Annotated in this window: 20 protein-coding genes; 8 read left to right on the top strand and 12 right to left on the bottom strand. The window is 72.6% G+C overall.

Translation table 11 applies throughout. The annotated features are described in order from the left end of the window. Nucleotides 1-7 precede the first annotated feature (7 nt). Nucleotides 8-658 carry an O-methyltransferase gene (locus ACWDY5_RS17285; protein ID WP_449723176.1) on the top strand — a complete coding sequence of 217 codons (651 nt, stop codon included), beginning with the start codon at nucleotides 8-10 and terminating at the stop codon, nucleotides 656-658. Between the two features lie 5 nt (nucleotides 659-663). On the opposite strand, the gene glgC is transcribed toward ACWDY5_RS17285, so the two are convergent. Continuing rightward, nucleotides 664-1,878 (bottom strand): glucose-1-phosphate adenylyltransferase, encoded by a 1,215-nt coding sequence (gene glgC / locus ACWDY5_RS17290; protein WP_283661518.1) that lies wholly within the window; start codon nucleotides 1,876-1,878, stop codon nucleotides 664-666. A gap of 13 nt (nucleotides 1,879-1,891) precedes the next feature. On the opposite strand from glgC, the gene glgA reads away from it, so the two are divergent. Further along, entirely contained in the window at nucleotides 1,892-3,103 is a 1,212-nt protein-coding gene (gene glgA, locus ACWDY5_RS17295; RefSeq protein WP_449723228.1) for a glycogen synthase, read from the top strand. Nucleotides 3,104-4,504: 1,401 nt separating this feature from the next. Here the strand turns inward: glgA and ACWDY5_RS17300 are convergent. After that, nucleotides 4,505-5,851, bottom strand: coding sequence for an MFS transporter (locus tag ACWDY5_RS17300; RefSeq protein WP_449723177.1), 1,347 nt, complete (start codon nucleotides 5,849-5,851; stop codon nucleotides 4,505-4,507). A gap of 66 nt (nucleotides 5,852-5,917) precedes the next feature. Between ACWDY5_RS17300 and ACWDY5_RS17305 the strand changes: the two genes are divergently transcribed. Continuing rightward, on the top strand, nucleotides 5,918-6,826 hold the full coding sequence (locus ACWDY5_RS17305; protein ID WP_449723178.1) for a LysR family transcriptional regulator: 909 nt from the start codon (nucleotides 5,918-5,920) through the stop codon (nucleotides 6,824-6,826). Here the strand turns inward: ACWDY5_RS17305 and ACWDY5_RS17310 are convergent. Both ACWDY5_RS17310 and ACWDY5_RS17315 read right to left on the bottom strand, forming a co-directional pair. Beyond that, nucleotides 6,817-8,349: a leucyl aminopeptidase gene (locus ACWDY5_RS17310; RefSeq protein WP_449723179.1), complete on the bottom strand. Its 1,533-nt coding sequence runs from the start codon at nucleotides 8,347-8,349 to the stop codon at nucleotides 6,817-6,819. The two genes, ACWDY5_RS17305 and ACWDY5_RS17310, sit on opposite strands and share 10 nt — an antisense overlap. A 122-nt stretch (nucleotides 8,350-8,471) precedes the next feature. Next, nucleotides 8,472-8,639, bottom strand: a complete 168-nt coding sequence (locus tag ACWDY5_RS17315) for a DUF3117 domain-containing protein (RefSeq protein ID WP_149848953.1) — start codon at nucleotides 8,637-8,639, stop codon at nucleotides 8,472-8,474. A 162-nt stretch (nucleotides 8,640-8,801) separates the two neighbouring features. Between ACWDY5_RS17315 and ACWDY5_RS17320 the strand changes: the two genes are divergently transcribed. Continuing rightward, nucleotides 8,802-9,575 carry a PaaX family transcriptional regulator gene (locus ACWDY5_RS17320; RefSeq protein WP_449723180.1) on the top strand — a complete coding sequence of 258 codons (774 nt, stop codon included), beginning with the start codon at nucleotides 8,802-8,804 and terminating at the stop codon, nucleotides 9,573-9,575. Between the two features lie 24 nt (nucleotides 9,576-9,599). Continuing rightward, complete coding sequence (locus ACWDY5_RS17325; protein WP_449723181.1) at nucleotides 9,600-10,382, top strand: enoyl-CoA hydratase-related protein; 783 nt, start codon at nucleotides 9,600-9,602, stop codon at nucleotides 10,380-10,382. Here ACWDY5_RS17325 and ACWDY5_RS17330 read toward each other — a convergent pair. Genes ACWDY5_RS17330 through ACWDY5_RS17360 form a run of 7 tightly spaced genes read right to left on the bottom strand, consistent with a single transcriptional unit; the run spans nucleotide 10,369 to nucleotide 14,269 of the window. Continuing rightward, complete coding sequence (locus ACWDY5_RS17330) at nucleotides 10,369-10,938, bottom strand: DNA-3-methyladenine glycosylase I (protein ID WP_449723182.1); 570 nt, start codon at nucleotides 10,936-10,938, stop codon at nucleotides 10,369-10,371. The genes ACWDY5_RS17325 and ACWDY5_RS17330 overlap by 14 nt on opposite strands. Then, a complete protein-coding gene (locus tag ACWDY5_RS17335; RefSeq protein WP_449723183.1) occupies nucleotides 10,935-11,384 on the bottom strand; it encodes an SRPBCC family protein in 450 nt (149 codons plus the stop codon). Before ACWDY5_RS17335 ends, ACWDY5_RS17330 begins: the two co-directional genes overlap by 4 nt. After that, nucleotides 11,377-11,688 carry a DivIVA domain-containing protein gene (locus ACWDY5_RS17340; RefSeq protein WP_283661525.1) on the bottom strand — a complete coding sequence of 104 codons (312 nt, stop codon included), beginning with the start codon at nucleotides 11,686-11,688 and terminating at the stop codon, nucleotides 11,377-11,379. Before ACWDY5_RS17340 ends, ACWDY5_RS17335 begins: the two co-directional genes overlap by 8 nt. Nucleotides 11,689-11,724: 36 nt before the next feature. Further along, nucleotides 11,725-12,375, bottom strand: a complete 651-nt coding sequence (locus tag ACWDY5_RS17345) for a permease prefix domain 1-containing protein (RefSeq protein WP_283661526.1) — start codon at nucleotides 12,373-12,375, stop codon at nucleotides 11,725-11,727. Then, nucleotides 12,372-12,710 carry a PadR family transcriptional regulator gene (locus ACWDY5_RS17350; RefSeq protein ID WP_086783113.1) on the bottom strand — a complete coding sequence of 113 codons (339 nt, stop codon included), beginning with the start codon at nucleotides 12,708-12,710 and terminating at the stop codon, nucleotides 12,372-12,374. The genes ACWDY5_RS17345 and ACWDY5_RS17350 overlap by 4 nt, the downstream gene beginning before the upstream one ends. A 28-nt stretch (nucleotides 12,711-12,738) precedes the next feature. Continuing rightward, on the bottom strand, nucleotides 12,739-13,671 hold the full coding sequence (locus tag ACWDY5_RS17355; protein WP_449723184.1) for a glucosyl-3-phosphoglycerate synthase: 933 nt from the start codon (nucleotides 13,669-13,671) through the stop codon (nucleotides 12,739-12,741). Between the two features lie 10 nt (nucleotides 13,672-13,681). Beyond that, nucleotides 13,682-14,269 carry a dihydropteroate synthase gene (locus ACWDY5_RS17360; RefSeq protein WP_449723185.1) on the bottom strand — a complete coding sequence of 196 codons (588 nt, stop codon included), beginning with the start codon at nucleotides 14,267-14,269 and terminating at the stop codon, nucleotides 13,682-13,684. 108 nt (nucleotides 14,270-14,377) lie between these two features. Here ACWDY5_RS17360 and ACWDY5_RS17365 point away from each other — a divergent pair, with 108 nt between their 5' ends. The 3 genes from ACWDY5_RS17365 (at nucleotide 14,378) to ACWDY5_RS17375 (ending at nucleotide 17,055) form a co-directional block, all read left to right on the top strand. Continuing rightward, entirely contained in the window at nucleotides 14,378-15,955 is a 1,578-nt protein-coding gene (locus ACWDY5_RS17365; protein ID WP_449723186.1) for a CocE/NonD family hydrolase, read from the top strand. 31 nt (nucleotides 15,956-15,986) lie between these two features. Continuing rightward, nucleotides 15,987-16,427 carry a VOC family protein gene (locus tag ACWDY5_RS17370; protein ID WP_449723187.1) on the top strand — a complete coding sequence of 147 codons (441 nt, stop codon included), beginning with the start codon at nucleotides 15,987-15,989 and terminating at the stop codon, nucleotides 16,425-16,427. Between the two features lie 73 nt (nucleotides 16,428-16,500). After that, nucleotides 16,501-17,055 (top strand): hypothetical protein, encoded by a 555-nt coding sequence (locus ACWDY5_RS17375; protein WP_449723188.1) that lies wholly within the window; start codon nucleotides 16,501-16,503, stop codon nucleotides 17,053-17,055. On the opposite strand, the gene ACWDY5_RS17380 is transcribed toward ACWDY5_RS17375, so the two are convergent. Further along, on the bottom strand, nucleotides 17,052-17,597 hold the full coding sequence (locus tag ACWDY5_RS17380; RefSeq protein ID WP_449723189.1) for an LOG family protein: 546 nt from the start codon (nucleotides 17,595-17,597) through the stop codon (nucleotides 17,052-17,054). The genes ACWDY5_RS17375 and ACWDY5_RS17380 overlap by 4 nt on opposite strands.

Here is a 17,597-nt window from a genome sequence, read left to right on the forward strand (position 1 = left end):
CCCGCTCGTGACACCGGAGACGCCGACCACCTCAGCTTCGGCCGTGCGGGACTACGTGGAGGACTACCTCGCCGAGGACGAGGTGCTCGCCGCGGCCAGGGCCCGGGGGCGCGAGCTGGGCTGCATGCCGATCGCGCCCAGCGGCGGCTCGGCGCTGCGCTTCCTCGCGGCCGCGCTGCAGGCCAGGGTGGTGGTGGAGATCGGCACCGGCGCCGGGGTGAGCGGGGTGTGGCTGCTCCGCGGCATGGCCGCCGACGGCGTGCTGACCTCGATCGACGTGGAGCCGGAGCACCAGCGGGCGGCCCGGCGGGCGTTCGTGGCCGCCGGGGTCAGCCCCGGCCGCACCCGGCTGATCCTGGGCCAGGCCCTGGACGTGCTGCCCCGGCTCACCGACGGCGGCTACGACCTGGTGTTCGTGGACGCGGCCAAGGCCGAGTACCCGCGCTACCTGGAGGAGGGCGTGCGGCTGCTGCGCCCCGGCGGCGTGATCGCCTTCGACAACGCGCTCTGGCACGGCAGGGTGGTCGACCCCGCGCACAAGGACCCGGACACCAACGGCCTGCGCGAGGTGGCCAGGCTGGTCCGCGCGGACGAGCGCCTGGTCCCGGTGCTGCTGCCGCTGGGCGACGGCCTGCTGCTGGCCGCCAAGACCGGCTGACCGGCCTAGTCGGCCCGCACGCCCTTGCCGAGCACCACGATGCCGCCCGCGCTGACCGTGTAGCGCTCTCGGTCGGCCGCCTGGCTGACGCCGATGCCCGCGCCCGGCGCGACCACCACGTTCTTGTCCAGGATCGCGCCGCGGACCATCGCGCCGCGGCCGATCCGGACGCCGGGCATGAGCACGCTGCCCTGCACCTGGGCGCCCGGCTCGATGATCACGTCCGAGCTGATCACCGAGTTGCTGACCAGGCCGGAGACGATCGAGCCCGGTCCGACGACGGACTCCTGCGCGGTGCCGCCCTGGACGAACTTGGCCGGGGCCAGCGGTGGGGTGGCGGTGCGGATCGGCCAGGCCTGGTTGTAGAGGTTGAACACCGGGTGGATGGACACCAGGTCCATGTGCGCGTCGTAGTAGGCGTCCAGGGTCCCGACGTCCCGCCAGTAGCCGCGGTCCCGGTCGGTGGCGCCCGGCACGTTGTTGTCGGCGAAGTCGTAGACCGCAGCCTGGTCCCGCTCGACCAGCATGGGGATGATGTCGCCGCCCATGTCGTGGTCGGAGTCCGGGTTGGCCGAGTCCTGGCGCAGCGCTTCCAGCAGGGTCTCGGTGCGGAAGATGTAGTTGCCCATCGAGGCGAAGGTCACCTCGGGGTCGTCCGGGGTGCCCGGCGGGTCGCTGGGCTTCTCCAGGAACCGGGTGATCTTGCCGCTGGCGTCGGCGTCGATGCAGCCGAAGGCCTTGGCCTCCGCGCGCGGCACCCGGATTCCCGCCACGGTGACGCCCGCGCCGGAGTCCACGTGCTGGCGGATCATCTGTGCCGGGTCCATCCGGTACACGTGGTCGGCGCCGAAGACCACGATGTGGTCCGGCCGCTCGTCGTGCACCAGGTTCAGCGACTGGTAGATCGCGTCCGCGCTGCCGGTGTACCAGCGCGGACCGAGCCGCTGCTGGGCCGGGACCGGGGTGATGTACTGCCCGAGCACGCTGGACAGCCGCCAGGTGGTGGAGATGTGCCGGTCCAGCGAGTGCGACTTGTACTGGGTGAGCACGCAGATCTGGGTCAGGCCCGCGTTCACCAGGTTGGACAGCACGAAGTCGATCAGGCGGTAGTTGCCGCCGAACGGCACCGCGGGTTTCGCCCGGTCCGCGGTCAGCGGGAACAGCCGCTTGCCTTCCCCGCCGGCGAGCACGATTCCGAGAACGTGCGGCTGGCCTCTCACGATCACCGACCCTATATGTGACGCCCTTCGCCGACTAGCCTCCCGAAGCGTGCGAGTTGCGTTGCTGACACGGGAATTTCCGCCGGAGGTCTACGGCGGGGCTGGTGTGCACGTCGGGTTCCTGACACCGGAACTGCGGTCCCTGGTGGACGTTGACGTGCACTGCTTCGGCTCCGCGCGGCCGGATGCGGTCGCGCATTCGGTGCCACCCGGGCTGGAGAACGCCAACCCGGCACTGAGCACGCTGGGCGTTGATCTGTCCATGGTGGACGCCATCGGCAACGTGCAGCTCGCGCACAGCCACACCTGGTACGCCAACATGGCCGGGCACCTGGCCAAGCTGCTGCACGGCATCCCGCACGTGGTCACCGCGCACTCGCTGGAGCCGCGCCGCCCGTGGAAGGCCGAGCAGCTCGGCGGCGGCTACCGCCTGTCCAGCTGGGTGGAGCGCACCGCCTACGCCGCCGCGGACGCGATCATCGCGGTCAGCGAGGGCATGCGCGCCGACGTGCTGGACTGCTACCCGGAACTGGACCCGGCCAGGGTGCACGTGGTGCGCAACGGCATCGACAGCGCGAAGTACCACCCGGTCACCGACACCGACGCGCTGGAGCGCTTCGGCATCGACCCGGACCGGCCCACGGTCGCCTTCGTCGGCCGGATCACCCGGCAGAAGGGCGTCGGGCACCTGGTCGCGGCCGCGCACCAGATCGACCCGGACGCGCAGCTGGTGTTGTGCGCGGGCGCGCCGGACACCCCGGAGATCGCCGAGGAGACCGCGGCCGCGGTGGCCGAGCTGTCCGCGGTCCGGCCAGGGGTGTTCTGGATCCAGAAGATGCTGGCCCAGCACGAGGTGCGGCAGGTGCTCTCGCACGCCAGCGTGTTCGTCTGCCCCTCGGTGTACGAGCCGCTGGGCATCGTGAACCTGGAGGCGATGGCCTGCGGCACCGCGGTGGTGGCCTCCGACGTCGGCGGCATCCCCGAGGTGGTGGACCAGGGCGAGACCGGCCTGCTGGTGCACTACGAGGAGTCCGAGCCGACGGCCTTCCGGGCCGGCTTGGCCGCCGCGGTGAACGAGCTGCTGGCCGACCCGGCCCGCGCGCGGGCCATGGGCGAGGCCGGGCGGCGGCGGGCGCGGACCGAGTTCTCCTGGGCCGCGATGGCCGCGCAGACCGTGGACGTGTACCGATCCGTACTGGGCCAGGACTACGCCGAACGGTCGTGACGGTGATCACAGTTTGATCTTTCCGTAACCATACAACCCCGAAAGGCGATTCTGCGCCTTAGCCGGTAGAGGGACTTGATCTCCTACCGGAGGGGTTTTTGTGGCGGTGTGTGCCGACCTGGGCCGGAGCTCGGCCGTGCTGGCGGTGCTGCTGGTCAGCACCGCCTGCGGCGCGCAGCCCGAGCAGCCGAAGCCGGACCCGGCGCCGGTTCCGGTGGACGTGGCCATCGGCGGCAAGCGGCTCAACGGCGGTCAGCACCTCCAGTCCGCGGCCGAGGCGTCCATCACCAGGGCGCTGGCCCAGCAGAAGGTGGCCAGGTCGGGGGACGGCAGCGTGCACTGCTGGTTCGCCAAGGTGGACCCGAACGTGCAAGCCCAGGGCGGCCGCGCGGTCGACGTCACCGACACGCTGTGGTGCGGCCCGGTGCAGGTGCCGGGCACCGGACCGGCGCCGGACTGGATCCCGGTGCCGCTGGCCCAGCGGGACGGCCAGTTCTCCGTCGGCGAGCCGAAGCTGCCCGAGCCTGGCACCTCCAGCACCCCGTCCACCGAGATGGTGCGGGTGGACGGCACGGTGACCAAGCCGGGCGGCGAGGAGCAGCGCAGCGCCGGCCCCGGCTTCTTCGCGGTGGTCGCGGACAACGGCGGCAAGTCCAACGGCGACCTCGGCCTGATCCCGGCCGACGCGGTCCACCTCAGGGACGACTTCCTCACCGTGCGGGCCACCGGCTGGGGCAACCCGCAGCGGTTCACCCTGCCCGACGGGGGCGTGCTCAGCCCGGAGTCCGGCAGCAGGCTGGCCGTGCTGCGGCTGCACAGCGACCGGGTCAGCCAGCTGGAACAGGAGCTGACCGACCTGAGCTGGGGCCGGGGCGCGCCGCCGCGACCGGAGCTGGCGCTGGACCTGCCGGACGGCTGGCACGACGTGCCGGACTCACAACTGCCCCAGTTCGGCTCCTTCTTCCTGGTCTTCACCGTGCCGGTCAAGGACACCGGCCAGGCCGCGCCCCGGCTGGTGCTGCGCTCCAAGACCGGCCCCGGCTTGGAGCAGCAGGTCGACCTGCCCTCCGGCAAGGCTGCCCACCCGCTGCCACCGGCGCTGCGCAGGGCCTCCGGCGCGGCGGCCCAGCTCACCGCGAGCCAGGCCCTGACCTTCCAGCACGCGGGCAGCTCCGGCACCGCGAAGCTGACCGTGCAGGGCGTGCGGCTGGGCATGCAGCGGCCGGTGCTGGACAGCGCGGGCAGGCTGGACCTGGCGTCCGCGGCGCCGGGCAAGGCGCTGCTGGAGATCCGGCTCAAGGGCGAGGGCGGGCTGCCGGACGCCCTCGGCGGGCCGAGCACCGCCGAGCACATCCAGGTCAAGCTGCCCGGCGGGGCGAAGGCGCCGCTCAAGGGCGTGCGCTACGGCGGCGACGTCTTCCCGACCGCGCTGGTGGTGGAGGTGCCGCCGAACGCGCCCTCGGTGACGGTGTCCCTGGCCCCGGCCACGGTGACCCTGCCCAGCCGGGGCCCGTTCACCTTCGCCCCGGCCGCCCCGGCGATGACGCTGCCGTTGAACTTCTGAGCGGGTCGTTCCGCCCGCCAGGCCAGTCCGGCGGCCACCGCGGCGCCACCGGCGGCCAGCACCCAGCAGCAGGACATCGCGACCACGCCGAGCCAGCCGAAGGGCGCGTAGACCAGGCCGCCGAGGGTGCCGCCGACGCTGCTGCCCAGGTAGTAGCAGAGCAGGTAGATCGCCGAGGCCTGCCCGCGCGCGGCCGAGGGGGCGCGGGCGCCGACCCAGCCGCTGGCCACCGCGTGCACCGCGAAGAACGCGCCGGTGAGCACCACCAGGCCGGCCACGATCAGCACCAGGTTGTCCGACAGCGTCAGCAGCAGCCCGGCCAGCACCAGCGCGACGCAGCACAACAGCACCGGCAGCCGCCCGCGCCGGTCGGCCAGGCGTCCGGCCAGCGCCGAGCACGGGCCACCGGCGGCGTAGCAGAGGAAGACCAGCGCGACCACGGCCGGCGCGAGCAGGAACGGGGCCTGGGTGAGCCGGAAGGTGATCACGTTGTGCACCGCGACGAACACCCCGGTCATCAGCAGCGCCACCGCGTACGGGCCGTAGAGCACCGGATCGCGCAGCGCGGTGCGCACCCCGCCGAGCACCGCGGGCAGCCGGAGTCCGGGCCGTCCGGCGCGGGAGCTGGGCAGCAGCACGATCGCCAGCAGGCCGCTGACCGAGGCCAGCGCCGCCGCCGCGGTCAGCCCGGCTGGCCAGCCGCCCCAGCCGGTGGCCAGGCCGGAGATCACCCGGCCGGACAGTCCGCCCAGTGAGTTGGCCCCGACGTAGCGGCCCATCGCCGTGCCCACCCGGCCCGGCTCGACCTCCTCGGCCAGGTAGGCCATGGCCACCGCGGGCAGTCCGGCCACCGCGAGACCCTGCGCGGCGCGCAGCGCGAGCAGCGCGCCGAAGGACTCCGCCAGCGGGCAGAGCACCCCGATGCCGACCGCGGTGACCAGCGCGCCGATCATCACCGGCCGACGTCCCACCGCCTCGGACAGCATGGCCAGCGGCAGCACCCCGGCGGCCAGCGCGAGGGTGGCCAGGGTGACGCTCAGCGAGGCCTGCGCCTCGGTCAGCCGGAAGTCCCCGGCGAGCACCGGCAGCACCGACTGCGGCGCGTAGAGCAGGGCGAACACCGTGAACCCCGCAGCGGCGACACCGAGGGTCAGCCGGGTCTGCCGCCACCGCTCCGAGGTCATGGACCGACCGTAAGGAATCGTTTTCCCATACGTCCAATATCGGTATGTGCGAAAATCCATACCCTCATGGATGAGTCAACGGACGCGCTGCTCAGCGTGCTGGCGCCGCGGCTGGAGCTGCTGCGGGCGCTGGCCGAGCACCAGCACGTGACCAGGGCGGCCGAGTCACTCGGCGTGCCGCAGCCGACGGTGACCCGCTGGGTGGCCGAGCTGGGCCGCAAGCTGGGCGCGCCACTGGTCACCAGGCAGGGCAGGGGCATCCGGCTGACCAGGGCCGGTCAGCTGCTCGCCGAGGCCGCCACCGAGGCACTGGCCGCGCTGGAGGGTGGTTGCCGCCGGGCCGCCGAGGAGGTCGACCCGGAACGCGGGCTGGTGGCGCTGGGCTTCCTGCACGTCTTCGGCCGCTCGCTGGTGCCGGACCTGCTGCGCCGCTTCCGCGCTGAGCACCCCGGCATCCGGTTCAGCCTGGCCCAGGGCGCGCACGAGGCGGTGCTGGGCAAGCTGCTGCGCGGCGAGCTGGACCTGGTGCTCTCCGCGGCCCCGCCCAGCGGCTGGCCGGACCGGCTGCACCGGGTGCCGATCCAGGACCAGCCGGTGGTCGCGGTGCTGCCGGAGCGGCACCGGCTGGCCGGACGGCCGGAGATCGGCATCGCCGAGCTGGCCGAGGACGAGTTCGTGCAGCTGGAACCCGGCTTCGGCCTGCGGCTGATCACCGACGAGCTGTGCGCGGCGGCCGGGTTCACGCCGAAGATCGCGTTCGAGGGGCAGGAGATCGAGACCCTGCGCGGCCTGGTCTCGGCCGGGCTGGGTGTGGCGCTGCTGCCGCCCGCGGACCGGCTGCCGCCGCCGGGCGTGGTCGAGCTGGAGCTGACGCCCCGGCTGCGGCGGACCGTCGAGCTGGTCTGGCCCGCGGGTCAGCGGCTGCCGCCCGCGGTCCGCGCCTTCCGTGCCTTCGTCCTCCGGGCTCAGGAGTAGCTGGCCGCCAGCTCCACCAGGGTGCGCGCGGCGAACCCGGTGGCCCCGATGCTCACCTCGTCGTAGGCCTTCTCCGCCCGCGCCGGGCCCGCGATGTCCAGGTGCGCCCAGGGCAGTCCGGCGGCGAACTCGCGCAGGAACAGCGCCGCGGTGATGCCGCCCGGTCCCGGCGGGCACTGCCGCAGGTCGGCGATCTCACTGCGCACGTCCTCCTCGTGCGCCTCCAGCAGCGGCATCCGCCACCAGGCCTCGCCGACCCGCTCGCCGGCGCCGGTGATGCGCGCGGCCAGCTCCTCGTCGGTGGCGAACAGCCCGCCGGTGCGCACCCCGAGGGAGACCTTCATCGCGCCGGTCAGCGTGGCCACGTCGACCAGCAGGTCCGGCCGGTGCTTGGCCACGCCGTAGGCCAGCGCGTCGGCCAGCACCATCCGGCCCTCGGCGTCGGTGTTGGTGACCTCGGTGGTGGTGCCGCCGTAGTGCTTGACCACGTCGCCGGGCCGGTAGGCGGAGCCGGAGACGTGGTTCTCCGCGCAGGGCACCAGACCGGTCACCCGCACCGGCAGCTTGAGCGCGGCGATGCCGAGCAGCGCGGCGATCACCGCGGCGCCACCGGACATGTCGGTGCGCATCAGGTGCATGCCGGCCGCGGGCTTGATCGAGATGCCGCCGGTGTCGAAGGTGATGCCCTTGCCGATGAGCACCAGGTGCGGGGAGTCGGTGCTGATCCGCTCCGGCCGCCAGGTCAGCTCGACGAAGCGGGGCGGGCGGGCGGATCCGCCGCCGACGGCGAGCACGCCGCCGAAGCCCTGGGCGGCCAGCCACTTCTCGTCCCGGACGGTCACGGTCAGCCCGTCCACGCCCTTGCCGAGGCGGGCCGCGGTGCCGGCCAGCCAGGCTGGGTCCTTGACGTCCGAGGGGGTGTTAGCAAGATCACGTGCGATCGAGGTCACCCTGGCGCGTTGCGCGGCCGCGGCGACCGCGTCGGCCAGCTCCGGCGCGTCCACGCCCTCGGGCAGCAGCAGCTCCACCGCCTTGGTGACGGGGGCCTGCTTGGCTCTGGTGACCTTGAACTTGTAGCCGCCCAGCGCGACTCCGGTGGTGAACGCGGCCACCCGCTCGGCGTCGGCATCCGAGGGCAGCAGCACCTGGAGCTGCTTGGCCGGGGTGCGGCCGTTCTCCTCATCCGCGGCGGCCCGCGCGTCGGCCGCCCGGACCAGTGCGGCGCCCGCCGAACGCCAGTCCTTCACCGTGCCCGCGCCCAGTCCGAGCACCCAGGCCAGTCCGCTCTCCGCGCGCGGAACGATCTTGGTCTCCCCGGCCGCGCCGGTCAGCGCGAGGGCCTCGCGCCAGCCGTCCGGCAGGTCGAGGGAGTCCGCGCCGGTGCCGACCTCCGGACCCTGTTCGCCCTTGTGCGCCAACACGACCGTCGGCGCGGCCTGGCGCCGTTTGCGCGCGATCGTGACTTCGGGCACCGGGCTGGGCGCGGTGGGCACCACGGATGGCACTGAAGGACCTCCAGGCATAGCTGCGGAGACGCGAGCGGCGGATCTGAACCATCGCACACCGTCGGGTGAACGTAACAAGTCCCCGGCTTGCGTGGCGCAGGCCGGGGACTGAAGAAAAGCGGAACCTGGTTACGGCGGCGTCAGCCGGCGGCGGCCTTCAAGGCATCGCCCAGGTTGCTTGCCTCCTCCGCCGACATCTCGACGACGAGGCGCCCCCCACCTTCCAGCGGAACGCGCATGACAATGCCGCGGCCCTCCTTGGTGACCTCCAGGGGACCGTCACCGGTCCGGGGCTTCATGGCCGCCATCGCGTGCTCCCTCCGTCAACAACCTTCCCCGCCGGCACATCCCCCGACATACCGGTAGGTCTCCATTGTCCCCCATATGTACGCACCTGCGAAACCGAACCGATCATCTCGTGTCGCGCTCGGGCTGGTCGAGGAGTCTGATGGCTGACAGACTCGGCCGTCGTGCGGGCTCGTTCAGCTTTGTTCGACGTGTATGGCGGACATCTTCGTTCCAGGGGCGGTGCGGCGACCGTCGCCGCGCTGGTCCGGCTGTTGGAGCCGTTGGGTTTCGCCGCTCCTGCCGTGCGTACCGCGGTGTCGCGGACGGTCCGTCAGGGCTGGTTGAAGCCCGTTCGGCTGCACGGGAGCCCAGGTTACGCGCTCACCCCGCGTGCCGAGCGGAGGCTCGACGAGGCGGCCGCCCGAATCTACCGAACGCGTCCGTCCACATGGGACGGCCAGTGGCATCTGGTGGTGCTGGAGGCGCTCGTGACCCGGCCCGCGCGGGAGGAGCTCACTTCCTCGCTGAAGTTGCTGGGTTACGGAGAGTTGGGTCCAGTGACGTGGGTCGCACCCCGCGCTTCACCCGAGCTCAGCGAGCTGTTGAGGGCCGAGGAGATCGCCGCGCGCACCTTCTTCGCCGCGCACGAGGGCAGCGACGTGGAGCTGGCCGCGCGGGCCTGGGACCTGGACTCCCTCGGCGCGGACTACCAGCGGTTCGTGGCCGACTGGGAGCCTCGTCTGTCCGCTGTGGACCCGGCCGCGCCGCCCTCGGCCTTCGCCGCCTCCCAGGAACTGCTGCACGCCTGGCGAAAGTTCTTGTTCCGTGACCCTGGCCTGCCGCCGCAACTGCTGCCCGCGGACTGGCCGGGTCACACCGCGGCCCGGTTCTTCGACACCAGCACCCAGAAGCTGGCCAGGGGCGCGGTCGCGTTCCTGGACAGCTGTCTCGACTGACCACCCAACGCCGAGGAGTCCACAGTGCCGCTGCTCATCGACGACGCCGACGGTGTCCGCACGATCACGCTGAACCGGCCGGAGTCGTTCAACTCCTTCACCATCGAGATGAAGGAGGGCCTGCTGACCGCGCTGCACGAGGCGGGCCAGGACCCCGCGGTGCGCGCGCTGGTGCTCACCGGCGCGGGCAAGGCCTTCTGCGCCGGCCAGGACCTCAAGGAGCACATCGCGCTGCTGGAGGCGGGCGACCCGGCCCCGCTGGAGACCGTGCGCAAGCACTACAACCCGATGCTGCGCGCGCTGACCGGCCTGCCCAAGCCGGTGATCGCCGCGGTGAACGGGATGGCCGCCGGCGCGGGCGCCTCCCTGGCCTACGCCTGCGACCTGCGGATCGCGGCCGAGTCGGCGAAGTTCCTGATGGCCTTCGCCAACGTGGGCCTGACCGCGGACTCCGGCGCGTCCTGGACGCTGCCCCGGCTGATCGGCTACGGCCGGGCGATGGAGCTGATGCTGCTGGCCCAGCCGGTCACCGCGCCGGAGGCCAAGGAGCTCGGCATGGTCAACCGGGTGGTGCCCGACGGCGAGGCGCTGACCGCGGCGCAGGAGCTGGCCGCGCGGATGGCAGCCGGCCCGACCACGGCCTACGCCAAGCTCAAGGAGGCCATGCTGATCGCGGCGGGCTCGGACCTGGAGGCCGCGCTGGAGGCCGAGGCCCGCACCCAGGCCGAGGCCGGTCAGACCACCGACCACCGCGAGGCGGTCGCCGCCTTCGTGGCCAAGCGCAAGCCCACCTTCACCGGGAACTGACCCAGCAGTCCACGATGTGGTCGTCGACCATGCCGGTGGCCTGCATCAGCGCGTAGCAGGTGGTCGGCCCGACGAAGGCGAAGCCGCGTTTCTTCAGCGCCTTGGCCATGGCGGTGGACTCCGGCGTGATCGCCGGGACCTCCGCCATGGTCTTCGGCCGCGGCCCCGGCTCCGGCGCGAAGGACCACAGCAGCTCGTCCAGCGGCTGGTCCAGCTCGGCCACCGCGCGGGCGTTGCGGATCACCGCCAGGATCTTGGCCCGGTTGCGCACGATGCCCGGATCGGCCAGCAGGCGCTCGATGTCCGGCTCGGCGTACCCGGCGACCACCTCCGGGTCGAACCCGGCGAAGGCGGCCCGGAAGTTCTCCCGCTTGCGCAGGATGGTGATCCAGGACAGCCCGGACTGGAAGGCCTCCAGCGACATCCGCTCGAACATGGCCTGCTCGCCGCGCAGCGGGCGGCCCCACTCGGTGTCGTGGTACTCGACGTAGTCCGGGGTGGAGGCGCCCCAGGCGCAGCGCGGCCTGCCGTCGGGGCCGGCGAGCGCACCGCTCACGGGCGGCGGTCCCGGCACAGCCTGGCGAAGCGGTCCAGCGAGCGGCGCAGGCCCCAGGTGAAGGCCGGGCGGACCAGCGGCCAGCCGACCTTGCCCAGCGGGCCGTAGGGCAGGTCCAGGCGTTCCCACCAGACCAGCCGGGACAGCTTGTCCGAGGTGGGCTCGATCCGGAAGCCGCCGTCGCCGCGCAGCAGCTTGCCGGTGTGCCGGACCTGGCAGCTGCGTGGCGGGTCCCAGCCGGTGATCTCCATGGTGTCGAAGAAGCCCAGCCCGGCCACCCCGGTGAAGGCGACCATGGTCGAGCCGGTGCTCTGCCCGTCGCCGCCGGTGCGGTGGACCTGCGTGCCGAGCATCCACTCGCCCTGGTTGGCCCAGTCCGAGGCCACCGCCCAGGCCACCTCGGCCGGGGCGGGCACGGCCACCGTCAGGGTCACTTCCTCACTCACCGGCGCGCGCCTCCTGCTCCTGTGCTTCCAGTTCGGCGACCCTGGCCCGTAGCTCGTCCAGCTCATCGGCGGCGCGCTGCAGCACCCAGTCCACTTCGGACATCTTGTAGCCGCGGACGACCTGCTGGAACCGCACGGCACGCAGGTCCTCGCCACTGACCTCCGAGGACGGCAGCTCGGTCGGCGTGGCCCCAGGGGCCAGCGGCGCGAGCTGCTCGCCGCGGCCGAAGACCAGGGAGGCGATGAGGAAGACCACGGCCGCCACGAAGATCATGACGACGAGGTAGATGAGGGCGGTGGTCACGCCTGTAGATGGTGGCATGGACCACCGTCAGCTGCCTCAGGCGGCCGACAACACGAAGCAGCGCCTGGTCAGGTGCACCAGGTAGGCCAGCACGAACGAGGCCGCCATGCTGGTCAGCAGCGCGGAGGGGTGCAGCATCAGCCCGTCCATGGCCATGCCGCCGATCACGATGGGCAGCTGGAGCACCAGGTAGCCGCCGAGCATGATGGTCATGAACGCGCCTGCCGAGCGGCCCAGCAGCCGGGCCGAGACCCAGCGCTGCGCGACCCGCTTGCCGATCACCAGCGCCAGCAGCGCGAACACCGCGATCAGCACCCAGACGTAGTCGATGGCGTTGGTGAGCATGAGAAACCAGTCCGGCGGCAGGGCTCCACCCTGCCAGGACGCGCCTTCCCACAGCTGCCGGGAGGCCTGGTGGATCACGTGGATCAGCGGGATGGCCAGCAGCAGCGAGCGGATCGCGTGCGCGCCGTGCGCGGCGGCCAGCTCGGCCTGGTACTCGCGGGCGATCATCGGGATCGGGCCGAACTCGCGCACCGCGCGCGCCTCGGCGTCGGCGATCCCGGCCTCGGCGTAGGCCTCGGCGACATCGCGCAGGCTGTGCTCAGCCTCGGCCAGCAGGTCGGCCTTGGCCGCCTTCGGACCGCTCAGTCGCGAGTCCAGCTCGCTCAGGTAGGACTCGATCAAGCCTTTGCAGGCCATGGTCCGCCTCCGAGTACACCCTCGATGGCCGCGGTGAACTCACGCCAGGCGGTGCGTTCCGCGGCCAATGCCCGCTTCCCGGCGCCGGTCAGCTGGTAGGTGCGCCGTTGCCGCCCGGCAACCGTACTCCACTCGCTCCGGACGTACCCGGCTCGTTCGAGCCTGCGCAACGCCGGGTAGACGGTGCCGGTCGGCAGGTCGAGCGCTCCCCCGCTGAGCAGCTGCAATGCCTCGATGATCGCGTAACCGTGGAGCTCCCTGCCGTCGAGAGTGGCCAGCAGCAGGGCGTCCAGGTGCCCACGTAGAGCGTCCGACTTCACACAATCAGTGTAGGGGAGCCTAAGTAGATCAGGTAGTCCCACTACACATGCGATGGATCTCACTCATCGGCGGCCGGTCCGCCAGCGCGATCTCGGTGGCATCCGGCAGCCATTCTCCGGCCACCTGAGTGAACTGCGTGTAGGCGCCCGCGTCCGCTTCGATCCCGCAGCGGGCCAGCGCGGTGCCCAGGATCTGCCTGGCCATCACGCCGAGCTGGGCCAGCGAGCGGTTGCGGTGCTTGCGTACGCCGAGGTTGACCTGGGCCAGGCCGTCGAGGCCGTAGCGGGCGTGCGCGTCCAGCAGCAGACCGATCTCCACGCCGTAGCCGGGTGCGAAGGGCACCGCGCACAGGAAGTCCCGCCGGGCCGCGTACTCCCCGCCCAGCGGCTGCACGATCCCGGCCAGCTCCGGCCGCAGCGCGTTGAGCACCGGCCGGGCCAGCAGCTCGGTGACCCGGCCGCCGCCCTCGCTCTCCAGCCGCAGCGGACGCCGGTAGAAGCCCTTGACCAGCGCCACCGCCGGCTCGGTGAGCAGCGGGCCGAGCAGCGCGGGCAGGAAGCCGGGGTCGAAGTCGACCAGGTCGGAGTCCAGGAAGACCACCAGGTCGCCGGTGGTCGCGGCCAGCGAGCGCCACAGCGCCTCGCCCTTGCCCGGCCGCACCGGCAGCTCCGGCAGCACGTCCTCCCGGCGCACCACCCTGGCCCCGGCCGCGGCGGCCACCTCGGCGGTGGCGTCGGTGGAACCGGAGTCCAGCACCACCAGCTCGTCGGCCAGCGGGTCCGGCCCGCTGGCCATCGGCAGCAGCGCGGAGACGATGGCGCCCACCGTCTTCTGCTCGTCCAGCGCGGGCAGCACCACGCTCACGGTGCGCCCGTCCTTGGCCCGCACCAGCTCCTCGACGCTCCACTGTGGACTCTGCCAGGTGTGCGCCGCGAACCAGTCCTCGATGCCTTGCCGCACAAGGCTCCTCTCAGGTCAGGGCGCGCAGCACCGCGGCGGGCGGCCTGCTCCCGTTGATACTGGCGGCCATCTCCAGCGCCTGCCGGACCCTGGGCACCTCGCGGGTACGCACCACCTGGACCCCGTGCCAGGCCGCGAGCGCGGCCACCGCCAGTGCCGCGTCGCCGGAACCGTTGTCCGGCAACGTGACCAGCCGAGGCCACGGCACCGGTTCGGCCAGCCGCTGAAGCAGGTCGCCCCCGGCCGGGCAGTCCAGCAACCCGGTGCCGCCCGGCGCAAGCCCGGCGGCGATCAGCGCCGCCCCGTGCCGGGCCGCGGCCGCGGCGGTCGCCGGATCCGCGCCGGTGACGTCCAGCAGGTCCGCCCCGGCCGCGCACAGCCCGGCCGGATCGCCGGGGGTGGCGGCCAGCGCCAGCTTGGGATGCCGGGCGCGGACTTCGGCCACGAAAGCCGGGTCGGCCGCGCCCAGGTCGAGCAGATCCGCGCCCTGCGCCAGCGCCGCGTCCACGGCGGCCGCGGTGGGCTCGACCTGGGCGAGCACCAGCGCGCGGTCGGCCGGCAGGTCCCGGCCGGCCAGGGCGAAGCGGAGAGGTGTCACCTCCCGATCGTGCCACGAGGGCCGCACTGTGATTCCGGCCACAATCACGTCACCTCTGTGGTCCGCGCCACTTTTACCTACTGACCGGTAAGGGTCAATGGAGGTCACATGCGTCGGTTCGTCCTTCTCCTGCTGGCAGCGCTCACCGCGCTGGTGACCAGCGGATCGCTCGCCCCGGTGGCGAGCGCGGCTCCGGCTGGCCCGGAGTTCCTGACCATCACCAGCAAGGACGGGACGAAGCTGGGGGCGCACCTGTTCCGCCCGGCCGGACCCGGTCCGCACCCGGCGGTGGTGCTGATCTCCAGCTGGAGCGTGAACAACCTGGAGTACATCGCGCAGACCCGCAAGCTCGCCGAGGCGGGTTATGTCGCGCTCAGCTACACCACCCGCGGCTTCTGGGAGTCCGGCGGCACCATCGAGGTGGCCGGGCCGGAGGACATCCAGGACGCCTCCTCGGTGGTGGACTGGGTGCTGGCCAACACCAGCGCCGACCCGGCGAAGATCGGCATGGCCGGGGTCTCCTACGGCGCGGGCATCAGCATGCTCACCGCGGCCAAGGACAAGCGGGTGCGCGCGGTGGCCGCGCTGAGCGCCTGGGCCGACCTGGCCGCCGCGCTGCTGCCCAACCAGACCTGGAGCCAGCAGGCGATCGGCCTGCTCGCCCTGGCCGGCAGGCTCACCGGCCGTCCCGGCGCGAAGCTGGAGCACACCCTGGCCGCCTACGAGCGCAACGACCGGGCGGAGGCGATGAAGTTCGCGCCCGAGCGCAGTCCGGCGCACCAGCTGGCCGGGCTGAACGCGAACAAGCCCGCGGTGCTGATCGCCAACGGCTGGTCGGACAGCCTGTTCCCGGCCGGGCAGCTCGCCGACTACTACAACCAGCTCCAGCTGCCCAAGCGCCTGGAGTTCCAGCCCGGTGACCACGCGGTGCCCGAGCTGACCGGCATCATCGGCCTGCCGAATGACACCTGGACCTCGGTGCACCGCTGGTTCGACCGGCACCTGCGCGGCCAGGCCAACGGCATCGACAAGGAGCAGCCGGTGCAGGTCCGCCCGACCCTGGGCGGTTCCTGGAAGGGCTACGACAGCTGGGCCGCGCTGGAGGCCGCGCCGAAGAAGCTGTACCTCTCCGGCCTGACCCCGGTGCTCAACCGCACCGGCGAGCTGGTCAGCTCCGCCCGCACCGGCTGGTCGCACAAGGCCGACGCAGGCGTCGACACCCTCGCCAACGGCGGCACCGCGATCCTCACCGGCGGCGCGGAGGCACTGGGCATCCCGCAGTTCGCCTGGCTGCCCGGCGTGCTGCGCACCAACGCCGGCGTCTGGCAGACCCCGGAGCTGACCAGCCCGGCCACCGTCCGCGGCACCCCGAGGCTGCACCTGACCGTCACCCCGAGCAGCGCCCGCGCCACCGTGGTCGCCTACCTCTACGACGTCGGCCCCACCGGCACCGGCCGCCTGCTCACCCACCAGCCGCACACCCTGCTGGAGGCCACTCCAGGCAAGCCCACCACCCTGGACATCTCGCTGGACCCGCTGGTGCACCCGGTTCCCGCCGGGCACCGGGTCGCGGTGGTGGTGGACACGGTGGACGGGCTGTACCGGGGCGAGAGCAAGGTCGGCTCCTCGGTCACCTTCAGCTCGCCCGCGGACAACCCGTCCCGGCTCGATCTGCCGCTGGGCTGAACTGTCGGTGGCCGGGTCTAGCTTCGGCCGCATGGCGACCGAGTGGAACCTGACCATCGACTGCACCGACCCGGTCCGCATGTCGGCCTTCTGGGAGGTGGCTCTTCGCTACGTGAAGAAGCCACCTCCCCAGGACTGGGACAGCTGGCAGGCCTTCTTCGAGTTCAAGGGCTACGAAGACACCGAGGACTTCTTCGAGGGCGCTTACCTGTCGGACCCCGACGACGTGCGCCCGAGCCTCTTTTTTCAGGAGGTCCCGGAAAAACACCAGGGCAAGAACTGGTTCCACCTGGACCTCAAGGTCAGCGGCGGGCGGACCCGGCCCGCGACGGAGCGGGTGCCGCTGATCGAGGCGGAGGTGGCCCGGCTGACCGCGGCCGGTGGGCGGGTGCTGCGCCGGGTGGAGCAGGACGGCGCACTGGACTTCGTGGTCATGCTGGACCCGGAGGACAACCAGTTCTGCGTCGCCTGAGCCGCGACCACGCTCCGCGATCAAGGGGGTTCACCTGTCCGGGGAAAGGGCTGGGTTCCTAGAGTGCGGGCCCATGTCGCGCAGCTTCCGGGTGGACATCGAGCTGGCTGAGTCGCGTCACGAGGATGTGGCGCTGAGTTGGGGTGGGTGGTCCTCGCAGCGGCGGCGGGATGTGCCGGGGTTCGGCTGGGACGTCGAGCTGCCGGTGGTGGTGCGGTTGCTGGAGGCGATCGAGCGCGGGCGGACCTCGGCGGCGGAGGCGCGGGCCGAGCTGCTGGCGGCGGCGCAAGCCTGTGTGCCGCACAGCGGGTGCTGTCCCCGGTGTGAGGACCGGGCCGAGGGGTACCGGCGGGCGCTGGCGGAGTTCGAGCAGGCGCGGCGGCGCTTCGCCGACTCGGTGCGGTACCCGTTCCTGGTCAACAGCGGCGTGCTGCACCGCTGGGACTGCGCGACCGTGCCGGGCGCGGGGCCGACCCATCCCGGGCGCAGCCTGCAGCAGTACGTGCACGAGGCGCGCTACTCCTGGCACCCCGGCCAGCGGCGGCTCAGTGACGCAGAGGCGTCCCGGCTGCCGCCGGAGCGCCACTGCGTCACCTGCCGTCCGCTGATCCGCGACTCAGGGCACTAACCGACCCCGCGCTCGGCGAAGGTCTTCAGCGCGCGCAGCGGGTCCTCCTCGACGAAGACCAGGTCGCGGTACTTCGGCGCGACGAACTCCTCCTCGACCGCGTGGTTCACGAACTCACGCAGCCGCTGGTAGTAGCCGTCGACGTCGAGCAGCGCGATGGGCTTGCGGTGGATGCCGAGCAGCGCCCAGGTCCACACCTCGAACAGCTCCTCGAAGGTGCCCAGGCCGCCGGGCAGCGCGATGAAGGCGTCCGACAGCGCGGCCATCTTCGCCTTGCGCTCGTGCATGTCGGCCACCACGTGCAGCTCGGTGAGCCCGTGGTGGGCCACCTCGCGGTCCCACAGCCCCTGCGGGATCACGCCCTGCACCCGGCCGCCCGCGGCCAGCGCCGCGTCCGCCACCACGCCCATGGTGCCCACGCTGGCACCGCCGTAGATGAGCTCCACGCCCTGTTCAGCCAGGACCGTGCCGAGCCGCCGCGCGGCCTCGACGTACTTCTCGCCCTTACCCGGGGACGAACCGCAGAAGACGCAGACCTTCAT

The sequence above is a fragment of the Crossiella sp. NPDC003009 genome (assembly GCF_053591555.1).